Annotated in this window: 13 protein-coding genes and 4 tRNA genes; 16 read left to right on the top strand and 1 reads right to left on the bottom strand. The window is 56.4% G+C overall.

The annotated features are described in order from the left end of the window. Positions 1-5: 5 nt before the first annotated feature. Positions 6-1,253, bottom strand: coding sequence for a geranylgeranyl reductase family protein (locus CKALI_RS10250; protein ID WP_156193258.1), 1,248 nt, complete (start codon positions 1,251-1,253; stop codon positions 6-8). A gap of 139 nt (positions 1,254-1,392) precedes the next feature. Between CKALI_RS10250 and CKALI_RS10245 the strand changes: the two genes are divergently transcribed. The 16 genes from CKALI_RS10245 to rpoB all read left to right on the top strand — a co-directional run bounded on the left by CKALI_RS10245 (position 1,393) and on the right by rpoB (position 13,901). Continuing rightward, positions 1,393-2,463 (top strand): polyprenyl synthetase family protein, encoded by a 1,071-nt coding sequence (locus CKALI_RS10245; protein ID WP_156193257.1) that lies wholly within the window; start codon positions 1,393-1,395, stop codon positions 2,461-2,463. Positions 2,464-2,537: 74 nt separating this feature from the next. Beyond that, positions 2,538-2,619 (top strand) — tRNA-Tyr (locus CKALI_RS10240). Positions 2,620-3,072: 453 nt separating this feature from the next. Then, positions 3,073-3,145 (top strand) — tRNA-Thr (locus tag CKALI_RS10235). 39 nt (positions 3,146-3,184) lie between these two features. Next, positions 3,185-3,256, top strand: a tRNA-Met gene (locus CKALI_RS10230). 160 nt (positions 3,257-3,416) lie between these two features. Next, positions 3,417-3,489: transfer RNA gene (locus CKALI_RS10225), tRNA-Trp, on the top strand. Positions 3,490-3,527: 38 nt separating this feature from the next. Continuing rightward, positions 3,528-3,857, top strand: a complete 330-nt coding sequence (gene secE / locus CKALI_RS10220) for a preprotein translocase subunit SecE (RefSeq protein WP_156193256.1) — start codon at positions 3,528-3,530, stop codon at positions 3,855-3,857. Positions 3,858-3,973: 116 nt separating this feature from the next. Then, entirely contained in the window at positions 3,974-4,774 is an 801-nt protein-coding gene (gene nusG / locus CKALI_RS10215; protein WP_156193255.1) for a transcription termination/antitermination protein NusG, read from the top strand. Between the two features lie 201 nt (positions 4,775-4,975). Then, positions 4,976-5,410, top strand: a complete 435-nt coding sequence (rplK, locus tag CKALI_RS10210; protein WP_156193254.1) for a 50S ribosomal protein L11 — start codon at positions 4,976-4,978, stop codon at positions 5,408-5,410. Between the two features lie 87 nt (positions 5,411-5,497). Then, the gene (gene rplA, locus CKALI_RS10205) at positions 5,498-6,202 is read left to right on the top strand and encodes a 50S ribosomal protein L1 (protein ID WP_156193253.1); all 705 of its coding nucleotides are present in this window, start codon (positions 5,498-5,500) and stop codon (positions 6,200-6,202) included. Between the two features lie 178 nt (positions 6,203-6,380). After that, positions 6,381-6,686 (top strand): CD225/dispanin family protein, encoded by a 306-nt coding sequence (locus tag CKALI_RS10200; protein WP_197079687.1) that lies wholly within the window; start codon positions 6,381-6,383, stop codon positions 6,684-6,686. Positions 6,687-6,812: 126 nt separating this feature from the next. Further along, positions 6,813-7,310, top strand: coding sequence for a CD225/dispanin family protein (locus CKALI_RS10195; protein ID WP_156193251.1), 498 nt, complete (start codon positions 6,813-6,815; stop codon positions 7,308-7,310). Then, positions 7,297-7,722: a DUF2752 domain-containing protein gene (locus tag CKALI_RS10190; RefSeq protein ID WP_156193250.1), complete on the top strand. Its 426-nt coding sequence runs from the start codon at positions 7,297-7,299 to the stop codon at positions 7,720-7,722. Before CKALI_RS10195 ends, CKALI_RS10190 begins: the two co-directional genes overlap by 14 nt. Before the next feature lie 305 nt (positions 7,723-8,027). Next, on the top strand, positions 8,028-8,546 hold the full coding sequence (rplJ, locus tag CKALI_RS10185) for a 50S ribosomal protein L10 (protein ID WP_156193249.1): 519 nt from the start codon (positions 8,028-8,030) through the stop codon (positions 8,544-8,546). Positions 8,547-8,621: 75 nt separating this feature from the next. Then, complete coding sequence (rplL, locus tag CKALI_RS10180; protein ID WP_156193248.1) at positions 8,622-9,008, top strand: 50S ribosomal protein L7/L12; 387 nt, start codon at positions 8,622-8,624, stop codon at positions 9,006-9,008. A 161-nt stretch (positions 9,009-9,169) separates the two neighbouring features. Next, positions 9,170-10,108: a DUF3068 domain-containing protein gene (locus CKALI_RS10175; RefSeq protein ID WP_156193247.1), complete on the top strand. Its 939-nt coding sequence runs from the start codon at positions 9,170-9,172 to the stop codon at positions 10,106-10,108. 295 nt (positions 10,109-10,403) lie between these two features. Beyond that, a complete protein-coding gene (gene rpoB / locus CKALI_RS10170; protein ID WP_197079686.1) occupies positions 10,404-13,901 on the top strand; it encodes a DNA-directed RNA polymerase subunit beta in 3,498 nt (1,165 codons plus the stop codon). The last annotated feature ends 90 nt before the right edge of the window (positions 13,902-13,991 follow it).

The following is a 13,991-nucleotide window of genomic DNA, read 5'->3' as shown; positions in this document are numbered from 1 at the left end:
GGACGCTAGGACCACAGTGGCGACTCGGACCTGGCTCCCACCATGAGCCGTCCGGCAGATTGCCACACGCGAGAGACCATATCGCGGTCCTCTTCGGTGACCAGGTTTCCCATCAGTCGCGCCGCGGAACGCATCAGGATGGGCACTCGCAAGCCAACTGGTCCGAACACCGGCAGGAACTGCGGATAGGTCAGAGCCCGGGCCAGAGTGCGGGCGAGCATGAATGCCTCGCCGTAGTGCTCCCGCAGGACAAAAGGCCAGACCAAGGTAAAGTCTTTGGACGCGGTGCACAGGTCAATGGCCAGCTCAGCTGTTTCCAGCGCGTAGTCAATTCCTTCACCGTTCAGTGGGTTGACGCAAGCAGCGGCGTCGCCGATGAGCATCCAATTTGGCCCCGCCACACCTGTGACAGCGCCACCCATCGGGAGCAAAGCCGAAGCTACCTCGGAAGGGGCTCCGAAGGACCACTCGACAGCCAACGAATCAGCGTAGTGGTGCAGCAGCTTCTTCGTGTTCACCCGCGCAGGTCGCTTGTCGGTGGACAGTGCGCCGCAGCCGACGTTGGCGAAGCCATTGCCGAGCGGAAAGATCCAGCCGTATCCGGGTTGGGCCACGCCATCCGGTGAGCGGAGCTCCAAGTGGGAATGGATCCAGGGTTCGTCGGAAAGCGGGGTGGCGCAATAGGACCGTGCGGCGATGCCGTACACCTCGCCGCGGTGCCACTCGCGCCCCAGCTGCTTGCCAAACGTGGATCGCACCCCATCTGCCACAATCACGTGCCGTGGCCGCACCTGCTTATCGACGCCCTCGTGCGTCACCACCACCTCCGCAACGCGGCCACCCTGCAAAGTCGGGGAGTGGACGGTAGCGCCGAGCCACGTCGTGACCTCAGGCTGCGCGCTGGCGTGCTGGACCAGCAGGTGGTCAAATTCGGTGCGCCTGCAGGCGGAGCCGACTTCTCCGAATGGGGAGTCGGGCCAAGGGGCAGTGACGGATCCGCCGAAGCCGTGGAGTTTGAGCCCGTTTGAGCGATAAGTGGCGGTGAGCTGCCCGGCCAGACCCATCTTTTCCAACATGCGCATGGCTCGCGGCGTGAGTCCGTCGCCGCACGTTTTGTCGCGCGGGAACTGCTCGGCGTCGACAAGCAAGGCGGAAAGACCCTGCTTGGAGGCGAAAAATGCGGCGGCGGCACCAGCTGGTCCCGCACCGACGATGAGAACATCAAAGTGGAAGGTTTGGCTCACACCTTCCATTGTGGCAAGGATTCGCGCGAAACACTTACCCGGGGTGTGTATGGAGGAATTGTTTAGGCTACCGTAGATACCTAACCAGTACATCCGTTTGACCCCTTGACATGCGAGGGGTTGCAGCAAAGATCGAGGGCAACGACGAATGAGCAACGGCCAGGCCGGTTTGCCGACCACTGGCGAGCAGCCAGCAGAGCTTGTCACCCAGGTGACCGCAGCAGAAGGAAACGCTCCGCAGTTTACTCTCGGCGACCCAGACCTCACCGACTCGATCAACAAGGGGTTAGCGCAGGTAGAAGAATACTTGCTCTCTGAGCTCTCCCGCGGTGAAAGCTTTGTTACGGACAAAGTGCTTCATCTGGCTCAGGCCGGTGGAAAGCGTTTCCGTCCGATGTTCGCGCTGATCGCTTCCCAGTATGGCTCCAAGCCGGGCTGCCAAGAAGTTATCGCTGCGGCCACCGTGGTGGAGATGACGCACCTGGCCACGCTGTACCACGACGATGTCATGGACGAGGCTGAAAAGCGTCGTGGCGTCGATTCTGCTAACGCTCGCTGGAACAACTCAGTGGCAATTCTTGCTGGCGACATCTTGCTTGCCAATGTGTCCCGAATTATGGCGGACCTCGGCGTCGAAACGGTTGCGCACTTTGCGGAGACTTTCCATGACCTGGTGACCGGGCAGATGCGGGAAACCGTGGGCGCTGAGGGGCGCGACGAGATCGCGCACTACATGGATGTGATCAAGGAGAAGACCGGCGTCCTCATTGCCTCTGCCGGCTACCTCGGCGCACTGCATTCGGGAGCCTCTCCTGAGGCCAGGGGAGCCTTGCGCAATTTCGGCTATGACATCGGCATGGTGTTCCAGATCGTGGATGACATCATCGACATCTTCTCTGACTACTCCCAGTCCGGAAAGAATCCGGGCACCGATCTGCGCGAAGGCGTCTTCACCCTCCCGGTGCTCTATGCTCTCGCCGAGGACACCCCTGTGGGCGCCCAGCTGCGCGACAAGCTCACTGGCCCTGTGGGGGATGACGACGCCCTCCTCGCCGAAGTTCTGGACCTCCTCGGGCGCTCCACCGGCCGTGAGCGCGCGCTTGCCGACGTCCATTCCCTCCTTGCCCAAGCCGAAGCTGAACTCGCCAAGCTGCCGTCCGGTCCAGCCACTGATGCGTTGATCACTTTGGCTCGACTGACGGTCTCCCGAGTAGGCTAATTTTGCCACTTGACCTGGCGATTTGCTTCGCCGTGGGTGGTTCGTAGTAGAGTGTTTAACGCACCTAGGTGCACGCCAGATTGCCCGAGCGGCCAAAGGGAGCGGATTGTAAATCCGTCGGCATTGCCTACGTTGGTTCGAATCCATCATCTGGCACAGCGCAGCCCGTCTTACTTCTTTAATGGAAGTGAGGCGGGTTTTTGTTTTGGTTGGGTTTGGTGTGGGTAAACCTGGTTGAAGTTCGCAGGTTTACCCAGAAATCGGTCATGAGTGATGTCGGATTGGTGTGTAAACCTTGCCGGATGAGACAGATTTACCTACGCCGTAGCCTTGAACCGCCCCAGGTGGTGCTGGTGTTGTTAGAAACCCGGCATAAACCTCGGTTTTGAGACCCTGGCCCGGGGCGCGGCAGATTGCTGACACGCTTTTGTTGCTTAAACCAGATACCGTGGCAGCGTCCCAGCTCGGCTACACCGCTAGCTTGTTCAAAACACTGCTTAAAAACGCGTCCTGACCACCTGATTTGTAAACATGTGCAAAGTACGGTTATTCTACTCAAGGCTTCAACAGAGCGGGCAGGTCTAACTTGCCAGGCGCACAAGAAGCTGTGCCCCCTTAGCTCAGTCGGCAGAGCGTTTCCATGGTAAGGAAAAGGTCGACAGTTCGATTCTGTCAGGGGGCTCTGTTCTTTTTCCGGTGTAAAAATCGGCAAAATGAACGTGGCGGTGTAGCTCAGTGGTAGAGCAAACGACTCATAATCGTTGTGTCGCGAGTTCAATTCTCGCCATCGCTACTGAAGCTAGCAAGATTGTCCCTGGTGCCTTAAGGCTTGGGGACTCTTTTTGCACAAGCTTCAAGCCAAAGTCACCTTGGTTGCTGTGCGTGTTTGTTTGAAATGCGGACGGTTTGTGGCTAAAGTGGTTCCGTACTGCTCAATTCTGGGTGGTTCATGAAGGGGCGTAGCTCAATTGGCAGAGCAACGGTCTCCAAAACCGTAGGTTGCAGGTTCGATTCCTGTCGCCCCTGCAAGGTAACCTTCATCAGTTGTAATCAAGGAGCTTTAGGTGTCTGAAGATCGTCAACCAGAAAACGCGGCGGCTGCTGCTCGCCCTGCTGGTAAGCGTCAGCTCACTGGAGCTTCTACCACTTCTGCTGCCCAACTTGAGGCAAAGAAGCAGGTCGCTCGTAACGCTGGTGAAGAGAAAGTCGGCGGCGGAGTCGCCGCGTTCCTGCCAGAAGTTGGCTCTGAGCTCAAGAAGGTTATTTGGCCAACGGCCAAGCAGATGGTTACGTACACCATCGTTGTGTTCATCTTCTTGATTCTGTTGACTGCCCTGGTGTCCGGTGTGGACTTCCTCGCAGGACTCGGAGTTGAAAAGATCTTCGTTCAATAACTAGTATTAAGCGCAAACATCCCGCCGAATGCCCCCAGGGTACGGCGGGATAATTTATTGCCCTGTTCCCCAAGGGTAGACTTAAGAACAAACCGGCTTCGAAAAGAAAGTACACAATGAGCGACGAATTCACGCCTGAAACTGATCTGGATACTGATCTGACTGACGCTGCCCAGGCAGCGGAGGCAAAGGAGCAGGCTAACGACGCTGAACTCGCGGAGGCTGCGGAAGCTCTCGGCGATACGGAGCTCAGCGCTGAGGATGCCGCTCTGGCAGAGTACAAGACGCGTCTGCGCGGCTACATTCGTGAGCTCAAGAAGCTCCCTGGTCAGTGGTACATCATCCAGTGCTACTCCGGCTACGAAAACAAGGTGAAGACCAACCTGGATATGCGTGCCCAGACCCTCGAGGTTGAGGACTCCATCTACGATGTTGTCGTTCCCATCGAGGAAGTAACCGAGATTCGCGATGGCAAGCGCAAGCTGGTCAAGCGTAAGCTGCTTCCGGGTTACGTCCTCGTCCGCATGGATGTCAATGATCGTTCTTGGTCTGTTGTGCGCGACACCCCAGGCGTGACGTCCTTCGTTGGTAACGAGGGCAACGCCACCCCGGTCAAGCACCGCGACGTTGCAAAGTTCCTGATGCCGCAGACCGCTCCAGCTGAGGGTGAGGCTGACTCCACCAACGCCGAGGGCGAGAAGCTGATTGCTCAGCCAATGACTGAGTCAAAGAAGGCTCCAAAGGTCGACTTCGAGGTCGGAGAGGCTGTCACCATCCTTACCGGTGCGTTGGCATCCGTGTCCGCCACGATTTCCGAGATCGATGTCGAGTCCGGAAAGCTCCAGGCGCTCGTATCCATCTTTGGTCGCGAAACCCCAGTCGAGCTCACGTTTGACCAGGTAGAGAAGATCTCCTAAATCAGTAAGCACAGCGCCCGTCGTCGAGAAGCCAGCGATTTGGTTCGACGGCGGGCGCTGGCGTAGGGTAGTACCTCGCGTGTCCATTCGGCGCGCTCATAATCATCCCCGGTGGCTCACTTGAACATGGGCATCCGGTCGTGCTTGCTGACAGTCATCGAAGGTCAGTGGGTGCGGTACCACGGAAAGTAGGTAAGTTCGATGGCTCCTAAGAAGAAGATCACCGGTCTCATCAAGCTCCAGATCCAGGCAGGCGCTGCTAACCCAGCTCCTCCAGTTGGCCCAGCACTCGGTGCTCACGGCGTCAACATCATGGAGTTCTGCAAGGCTTACAACGCTGCGACTGAATCCCAGCGCGGCAACGTTGTGCCAGTAGAAATCACCGTCTACGAAGACCGCTCCTTCACCTTCAAGCTGAAGACCCCTCCTGCTGCCAAGCTGCTGCTCAAGGCTGCTGGCCTGCAAAAGGGTTCTGGCGTTCCTCACACCCAGAAGGTCGGCAAGGTCACCATGGACCAGTGCCGTGAGATCGCTACCACCAAGAAGGAAGACCTCAACGCTAACGACGTCGAGGCAGGCGCAAAGATCATCGCCGGCACCGCTCGCTCCATGGGCATCACCGTCGAGGGCAACTAAGCTTTTCGACGCCCCTAGGGCATCAATCTGTACGTGGAAGGGCCGGCTCGGCCCGACACACCACAATTTTCGTAAAGGAAACCCCAAATGAGCAAGACTTCTAAGGCATTCCGCGCAGCCGCTGAACTGGTTGACGCTGGCCGCATCTACACTCCAATCGAGGCTGCAAAGCTCGTCAAGGAGACCTCCTCCAAGAACTACGACGCTTCCGTCGACGTTGCTATCCGCCTGGGCGTTGACCCACGTAAGGCTGACCAGCTCGTTCGCGGCACCGTTAACCTGCCACACGGCACCGGTAAGACCGTCCGCGTTGCAGTGTTCGCTGAAGGCGAGAAGGCTACCGAGGCTCAGGCTGCAGGCGCTGACGTCGTTGGCACCACTGAGCTGATCGAGCAGATCACCGCTGGCACCATCGACTTCGACGTTGCAATCGCTACCCCTGACCAGATGGCCAAGGTTGGCCGCGTTGCCCGCGTCCTCGGCCCACGTGGTCTCATGCCTAACCCTAAGACCGGTACCGTAACCAACGACGTTGCTAAGGCAATCGAAGAGGTTAAGGGCGGCAAGATCTCCTTCCGCGTGGACAAGGCTTCCAACCTGCACGCTCTGATCGGTAAGGCATCCTTCGATGCTGAGAAGCTGGCCGAGAACTACGGTGCGCTCATCGACGAGCTCATGCGTCTCAAGCCATCTTCCGCAAAGGGCATCTACCTGAAGAAGATCACCATGTCTTCCACCACGGGCCCAGGCCTGCCAGTAGATCCTTCCGTTCTGAAGAACTACGCTGGTTAATCTTTAGCTTTTCGAGATCCCGTTCACTTCGTGTGAGCGGGATTTTTCGTTATTCAACCTTGTTCTCTGCAAACCTGGATAGCGATCAGTTATGCGGAGTGGTCGCTTCCAGCCCAACTTAGACATTTGGGAACAAAAGTCGTTCCACTGGACTCCTATTACCGAAAGGAGCCCAATCATGTACCAACAGCCTCGCTACTTGCCCCCACAGCCTCAGTCCTGGCTGATCCCCAACATCCTGCTCACTATCTTTTGCTGCAATATTTTAGGTGTCTTCGGAATTATCTTCAGTGCGTTTTCCCGCAGTTCGTGGACGAGGGGAGACGTGCACGGCGCGCGCAACTGGGCGCGAGTGGCCGCACTCACCTTTTGGCTATGTCTGATAGCGACTGTCATCTTCATTGCAGCGACGATTGAATTCGAAGACGGCACGGTCAGTTGGGGATTTAACGTTGGTCAAACCGAGGAGGTCAGGCTCAAATAGTAGCTATCTAATTGATTTCAATTCCAAATTCTGCCGCTTTTCGCACTGCCCAATGCCCGGAAGATTGTTACGGTTGGGTGGTCTAATTATCGGAACAATACCTAAATAAGAGAGGTTAACCTTTTAATGACTACTCCTAGTAACCCATATGGCAACGACGGCCAGAATAACAACGACAACTTTGGACAAGGCAATAACGACAACTTTGGCCAGGGAAGCGCGTATCCATATGGTGGTGCCTCCGATAACACCGGCTTTGACGCGACGGCTGGTTCCAACGCTGGTGGTTACCCAGGCGGTGGCTACCCGGGTGGTATGAATGCCGGCATGCCAATGGGCGGCGAGCAGCCTAACAATCTGATGCCGTGGTCCATCATCAACACGATCTTGTCCATTTGCGCGTGCTGCCTCCCGATCGGCTTGATCGGTGTTTACTTCTCCTCCCAGGTAAAGAAGAAGTGGGAAATGGGCGATCAGGCAGGTGCTCTTCAGACTGCCAAGACCACTCGCACCACCAACATCGTCATTTCCTGCATTGTCGTCGCAATGTTCTTGCTCAGCATTCTTGGCCAAGTGATGGGTTGGGCCCCAGACTACGAGCAGCTCATGAATGAGTACCAGTAAAATTTCGCACCTGGTGGAGCATCCCGCTCTGCCGCTGATAGCAGGGGCAACCGCTTTGTGCGGTTGCTTTGCTGTTGCAGCGGCTGATCCCACGACGCCGGGTGGCATGATTCCCGAATGTCCTACCAAAGCAATCCTCGGTATTAACTGTCCCGGTTGTGGCACGGCCCGCATGATCTACTCAGTCATGAACCTCCACTTTCTCGATGCGATTCGCTATAACGTGGTAGCTCTGGTCCTCTTCGCCCTCGTAGGCTGGAGTTGGTTTGCGTGGCTGGCGCGAACGTTTGGCAAGCACGTCCCAGATTGGATGAACTGGCGCTATGCGGGAGAGTGGGTAGTGGGAGTTTTCATCGCCTGGTTCATTATTAGGCTCCTGCCGTTCGAACCGTTTGTTTCCCTGCAGGTGTAGGGCAGGGAAGTGGCGTCGATAAGCGTGCTGCCAGGCGATTTGGTTAATCGCCCGTATAAAGGTTAGGGTTAACCCCGAAGTTTGAAGCGTCGTTAAGACGCAACTCAAGTTTCACCGAAGACCGTCGGTCACTCCGTTTAAGGAGTTGAAAGAGTTCCACATCAGGAACCGGCCCACGCAGGAGTAACGCGAGTCCATCCTCACGGTATGTGAGTTTGTACCCCTGTGCTCTTGCACGGGGTTTTTTGTTTGCACAAAAGGCCTCGGCGGACAACGTACATATACATGAGGAAGGAGGCGAAGTAATGGCAAACGCAAAGAACACCGCTGCTCTGGCAGAGCTGAAGGAGAAGTTCGAGGCTGCTAACTCGATCGTATTGACCGAGTACCGCGGTCTGACCGTGGCGCAGACCACCGAACTGCGTCGTGCTCTGGGCTCTGAGGTCCAGTACTCCGTCGCCAAGAACACCATGATCAAGCTGGCAGCTAAGGATGCCGGCATTGAAGGTCTTGATGATCTCCTTACCGGTCCTACCGCTGTTGCCTTCATTCAGGGCGAAGCTGTAGATGCTGCTAAGGCACTGAAGAAGTTCAGTGGCGACAACAAGGCATTCGTGGTCAAGGGTGGCTACATGGATGGCAACGCCCTGAGCGCAGCTCAGGTTGATGCTATTGCCGAGCTGGACAACCGCGAGACCACTCTCGCAAAGCTGGCTGGTGCCATGAAGGGCAACTTGGCAAAGGCTGCAGGCCTGTTCAACGCTCCTGCTTCCCAGGTCGCACGCCTCGGCGCTGCACTCCAGGAAAAGAAGCAAGGCGAATAATTTCCCATCGCCGGGAAAACACACCATTTACTTCCCTGACTCGATTGAGTCAAACAAACGAAAGGACTTGCCATCATGGCTAAGCTCACCAAGGACGAGCTCATTGAAGCTTTCAAGGAAATGACCCTCATCGAGCTCTCTGAGTTCGTTAAGGAATTCGAAGAGGTCTTCGAAGTTACCGCTGCTGCTCCAGTTGCAGTTGCTGCTGCTGGCGGCGCTGCTGCAGGTGCTCCTGCTGAAGAAGAGAAGACTGAATTCGACGTCGTTCTCGAGGACGCAGGCGCTAAGAAGATCGGCGTTATTAAGGCTGTTCGCGAGATCGTTTCCGGTCTCGGCCTGAAGGAAGCTAAGGAGCTCGTTGAGTCCGCTCCTAAGGCTATCCTCGAGGGTGCTAACAAGGACGACGCTGAGGCTGCTAAGGCTAAGCTCGAAGAGGCTGGCGCAAAGGTTACCCTCAAGTAATCTCGCTTACTCTTGTAAACCCCGTGTGCTTCTTGCACGCGGGGTTTTCCTGTTGGTGGGACATTTGAGCTAGCAAGCCCCCTCGTTGCTGACCTTTTCGGCCACAACTTTGCCGAAGCCTCCGCCAAGGAGTGACACCGACTACAGGTAAAGTAAGTGCCATGCTTCCAAAGTCCCGCATCTTTTCTGCACTGATCATTGGCCTAGGCATCATGCTGTTGGCCTGGGGACTGCTCTCTCCCTATTTCCTGCACTTTGACGGCCGCATGCCGCTTGATCTGCGCAACACTACGTTCACGTTGACAGATGACAAGGCCAAGGCACGGATTCCGCAGCAGGACAAGGTGGTGACGGTTCCAGTTTCGCGCCAGTACCACGCGCAATTCATGGACCCTGTAGACACGAATTCAGTGACAGCCCGCATTGGCGTCACCACCATGCGCGTGAGCAACCAAGATGAACTTGATCGCCTTATCGATGCCACGGTCTGGAGCTACCGTCTGGATCGCTTCACAGGGCAGGCGCTGACTGAAGCGACGATGACTGACCAGCCGGCCAGTTCAGCGAAGCAAGTACCCATCGATGCGCTCTGGGTGAAGTTTCCGGTAAACGCGGCTCAGTCCACCTATCAGGTCTTTGATGTGACCCTGCGTAAGGCCGTTCCTGCGACGTTCCAGGAAGAGCTGGAGATTAATGGCCGGAAGGTCTATCGCTACCGTCAGGACATTGAACCGACGAACGTGGCGATGAGCTACGCGGGCCCATTCAATACGAAGAAGCTGGAGGGGGAGGAGACTGGCTACCTCTTCCATTCTGGAACGCGCGACTACTACGTTGATCAGAAATCGGGCCTCGTAGTCGACATTCACGAGCAAATCGATGACTTCTACGGCACCAAAACCGGCGAGAAGAAAGAACAGGCTTTGCTTTTCGACGGCCAATTGTCCGAAGAATCACGCTCTGACATGCTTACCCAAGCCGCCCAGATCGATGACGGTTCGCTGATACGTCAGCTCAATTGGGTTGCGATTGGACTCGGATCGCTGCTCACGATTGCCGGCCTGGCAGGTGTATTCGGGCTCTTCGCCCGCAAGCCCTAAGGCGTGTCGGCGGTGAGTCTGCTCATCCTGTGTTACAGTGCCCGCAAAGACAAAGACTGAAGTTCTTTACTTTGAGCAGAATTTGATATAGGCTGTTTCGTTGCACTGGAATCTGTACCCAGTTTTTTGAAAGACCTTGGCAGTTGGTTTGAAAAAACCGATTTGACAAGGTCATTCCGTGCTATTCGGACTAAGGTCCGAGTGGTGCAAGTGGGACAGATCCTAAAGCAGACCGAATGCTCAAAGTAAGTGAATGGCACCCTTTACCCACTTTTAGGGGTGTCAATCACGTGAGGTGCTGGAAGGACGCATCTTGGCAGTCTCCCGCCAGACCAAGTCTATGGCCGAAATCCCTGGAGCTCCGAAGCGATACTCGTTCGCTAAAGTTACGGAGCCAATCGAGGTCCCTGGTCTTTTGGACCTTCAGCTCGAATCTTTTGCTTGGCTGATCGGCACGCCTGAATGGCGTGAGCGTATGCAAGCAGAGGTCGGTGAAGGTCAACGTGTGACCAGCGGTCTCGAGGACATTCTGGATGAATTGTCCCCAATTCAGGACTACTCCGGAAATATGTCCCTGTCCCTGTCTGAGCCTCGCTTCGAAGAAGTGAAGCACACTATTGACGAGTCCAAAGACAAGGACATCAACTATTCTGCGCCGCTGTACGTCACCGCGGAATTCGTAAACAATGAGACCGGCGAAATCAAGTCGCAGACGGTCTTCATTGGCGATTTCCCAATGATGACGAACAAGGGCACGTTCATTGTCAACGGCACCGAGCGTGTCGTTGTCTCCCAGCTCGTGCGCTCCCCAGGTGTGTACTTCGATCAGTCGATCGATAAGTCCACCGAGCGTCCACTGCATGCCGTGAAGGTGATTCCTTCACGCGGTGCATGGCTGGAATTTGACGTCGATAAGCGCGACACCGTTGGTGTCCGCATCGACCGCAAGCGTCGCCAGCCGGTGACCGTCCTGCTGAAGGCTTTCGGCTGGACCACCGAGCAGATCAAGGAGCGCTTCGGCTTCTCCGAGATCATGATGTCCACCCTCGAGTCCGACGGTGTTGCAAACACTGACGAAGCACTCTTGGAGATCTACCGCAAGCAGCGTCCAGGCGAGCAGCCTACCCGCGACCTTGCTCAGTCTCTGCTGGACAATTCCTTCTTCAAGGCCAAGCGCTACGATCTGGCTAAGGTCGGCCGTTACAAGGTCAACCGCAAGCTGGGTCTTGGTGGCGATCACGAGGGTCTGATGACCCTGACCGAAGAAGACATCGCAACCACCATTGAGTACCTCGTTCGTCTGCACGCAGGTGAGACGTCGATGACCTCTCCTACCGGCGAGATCATCCCGGTTGGCGTTGACGATATCGACCACTTCGGTAACCGTCGTCTGCGTACTGTTGGCGAATTGATCCAGAACCAGGTTCGTGTTGGCCTGTCCCGTATGGAGCGCGTCGTTCGCGAGCGCATGACCACGCAGGACGCTGAGTCCATCACGCCTACCTCCCTGATCAACGTCCGTCCAGTTTCCGCTGCGATCCGCGAGTTCTTCGGTACCTCTCAGCTGTCCCAGTTCATGGACCAGAACAACTCCCTGTCCGGCCTGACGCACAAGCGTCGTCTGTCCGCACTGGGCCCAGGTGGTCTGTCCCGTGAACGCGCTGGCATCGAAGTCCGAGACGTGCACCCATCTCACTACGGCCGTATGTGCCCAATTGAGACTCCGGAAGGCCCGAACATTGGTCTGATCGGTTCCCTGTCTTCTTATGCCAAGGTCAACCCATTCGGCTTCATTGAGACCCCGTACCGCAAGGTAGAAAACGGTGTCATCACTGACCGCATCGAGTACCTGACCGCAGACGAAGAAGATCGTTTCGTCATCGCACAGGCTTCTATCGAACTTGATGAAAACGGCAAGATCGTTGAAGATCGCGTAGTGGTACGTCTGAAGAACGGCGACATCGAGGTCGTCGATTCCAAGAACATCGACTACATGGACGTTTCCCCTCGTCAGATGGTGTCCGTTGCAACCGCAATGATTCCATTCCTCGAGCACGACGATGCAAACCGTGCCCTCATGGGTGCGAACATGCAGCGTCAGGCCGTGCCTCTCGTACGTGCAGAAGCACCATACGTGGGCACCGGTATGGAAAAGCGCGCCGCTTACGACGCAGGTGACCTTGTCATCTCGAAGAAGGCCGGCATCGTAGAGAACATGGACGCCAACTTCATCACCATCATGGGTGATGATGGCATCCGCGACACCTACATGCTGCGCAAGTTCCAGCGCACCAACCAGGGCACCTCGTACAACCAGAAGCCGCTCGTTGACATGGGTCAGCGGGTGGAAGCTGGCCAGGTGCTTGCCGACGGTCCTGGTACCTCCAACGGAGAAATGGCTCTTGGACGTAACCTGCTCGTGGCATTCATGCCATGGGAAGGCCACAACTACGAGGACGCCATCATCCTGAACCAGCGCCTGGTTGAGGATGACATCCTGACCTCGATCCACATCGAGGAGCACGAAATCGATGCTCGCGACACCAAGCTTGGTGCTGAAGAGATCACTCGTGAAATCCCGAACGTTTCTGAAGATGTCCTCAAGGACCTCGACGAGCGCGGTATTGTCCGCATCGGTGCAGACGTTCGTGACGGCGACATCCTGGTCGGTAAGGTCACCCCTAAGGGCGAGACCGAGCTGACTCCGGAAGAGCGTCTCCTGCGCGCCATCTTCGGTGAAAAGGCTCGCGAAGTTCGCGACACCTCTATGAAGGTTCCGCACGGCGAGACCGGTAAGGTCATCGGCGTTCGTCGCTTCTCCCGCGAAGACGATGACGATCTGGCTCCTGGCGTTAACGAAATGATCCGCGTTTACGTGGCTCAGAAGCGCAAGATCCAGGACGGCGACAAGCTCGCCGGCCGCCACGGCAACAAGGGTGTTGTGGGCAAGATCCTGCCTCAGGAAGATATGCCATTCATGCCAGACGGCACCCCAGTGGACATCATCCTGAACACCCACGGTGTGCCTCGTCGTATGAACATCGGCCAGGTGCTCGAAGTTCACCTCGGCTGGCTTGCTGCCGCCGGTTGGCACGTTGACCCAGAAGACATCAAGAATGCCAAGCTGCTGGAGACCCTCCCTGAGGAGCTCTACGACGTTCCTGCTGGCTCGCTGACCGCCACCCCGGTATTCGACGGTGCTTCCAACGATGAACTCGCTGGTCTGCTGGCTAACTCTCTGCCAAACCGTGACGGAGACATCATGGTCAATGAGAACGGCAAGGCAACCTTGTTCGATGGTCGTTCCGGTGAACCATTCCCATTCCCAGTTGCAGTCGGCTACATGTACATCCTGAAGCTGCACCACCTGGTTGATGAGAAGATTCACGCTCGTTCCACCGGCCCTTACTCCATGATTACCCAGCAGCCACTCGGTGGTAAGGCCCAGTTCGGTGGCCAGCGCTTTGGTGAAATGGAAGTGTGGGCAATGCAGGCATACGGCGCTGCATACACCCTGCAGGAGCTCCTGACCATCAAGTCTGACGACGTGGTTGGTCGTGTGAAGGTCTACGAAGCCATCGTGAAGGGCGAAAACATCCCTGATCCTGGCATCCCAGAATCCTTCAAGGTTTTGCTCAAGGAACTGCAGTCCCTGTGCCTGAACGTGGAAGTTCTCTCCGCAGACGGCACCCCAATGGAACTGGGCACTACTGACGATGATGAGTTTGATCAGGCCGGTGCCTCCCTCGGCATCAACCTGTCCCGCGACGAACGCACCGACGACATCGCGTAGCTCACGGTCTTAGCCACTTATCGACGGCCATAAGTTTGGATACCTATGGCCGTCGACAAGGCGCAAGGCAGATACGAACAAGTTCTTTTA

The sequence above is a fragment of the Corynebacterium kalinowskii genome (genome assembly GCF_009734385.1).
Classification (GTDB): domain Bacteria; phylum Actinomycetota; class Actinomycetes; order Mycobacteriales; family Mycobacteriaceae; genus Corynebacterium; species Corynebacterium kalinowskii.
This window is presented reverse-complemented; position numbering and strand designations above follow the sequence as displayed.

What these genes read in the sequence shown, in the direction of transcription:
- rplJ (WP_156193249.1), top strand. Translation starts at nt 8,028, where the DNA reads ATGGCAAACGCAAAGAACACCGCTGCTCTGGCAGAGCTGAAGGAGAAG.
- CKALI_RS10175 (WP_156193247.1), top strand. Translation starts at nt 9,170, where the DNA reads ATGCTTCCAAAGTCCCGCATCTTTTCTGCACTGATCATTGGCCTAGGC.
- CKALI_RS10190 (WP_156193250.1), top strand. Translation starts at nt 7,297, where the DNA reads ATGAGTACCAGTAAAATTTCGCACCTGGTGGAGCATCCCGCTCTGCCG.
- CKALI_RS10200 (WP_197079687.1), top strand. Translation starts at nt 6,381, where the DNA reads ATGTACCAACAGCCTCGCTACTTGCCCCCACAGCCTCAGTCCTGGCTG.
- nusG (WP_156193255.1), top strand. Translation starts at nt 3,974, where the DNA reads ATGAGCGACGAATTCACGCCTGAAACTGATCTGGATACTGATCTGACT.
- CKALI_RS10245 (WP_156193257.1), top strand. Translation starts at nt 1,393, where the DNA reads ATGAGCAACGGCCAGGCCGGTTTGCCGACCACTGGCGAGCAGCCAGCA.
- CKALI_RS10250 (WP_156193258.1), bottom strand. Translation starts at nt 1,253, where the DNA reads ATGGAAGGTGTGAGCCAAACCTTCCACTTTGATGTTCTCATCGTCGGT.
- rplK (WP_156193254.1), top strand. Translation starts at nt 4,976, where the DNA reads ATGGCTCCTAAGAAGAAGATCACCGGTCTCATCAAGCTCCAGATCCAG.
- rplL (WP_156193248.1), top strand. Translation starts at nt 8,622, where the DNA reads ATGGCTAAGCTCACCAAGGACGAGCTCATTGAAGCTTTCAAGGAAATG.
- CKALI_RS10195 (WP_156193251.1), top strand. Translation starts at nt 6,813, where the DNA reads ATGACTACTCCTAGTAACCCATATGGCAACGACGGCCAGAATAACAAC.
- rplA (WP_156193253.1), top strand. Translation starts at nt 5,498, where the DNA reads ATGAGCAAGACTTCTAAGGCATTCCGCGCAGCCGCTGAACTGGTTGAC.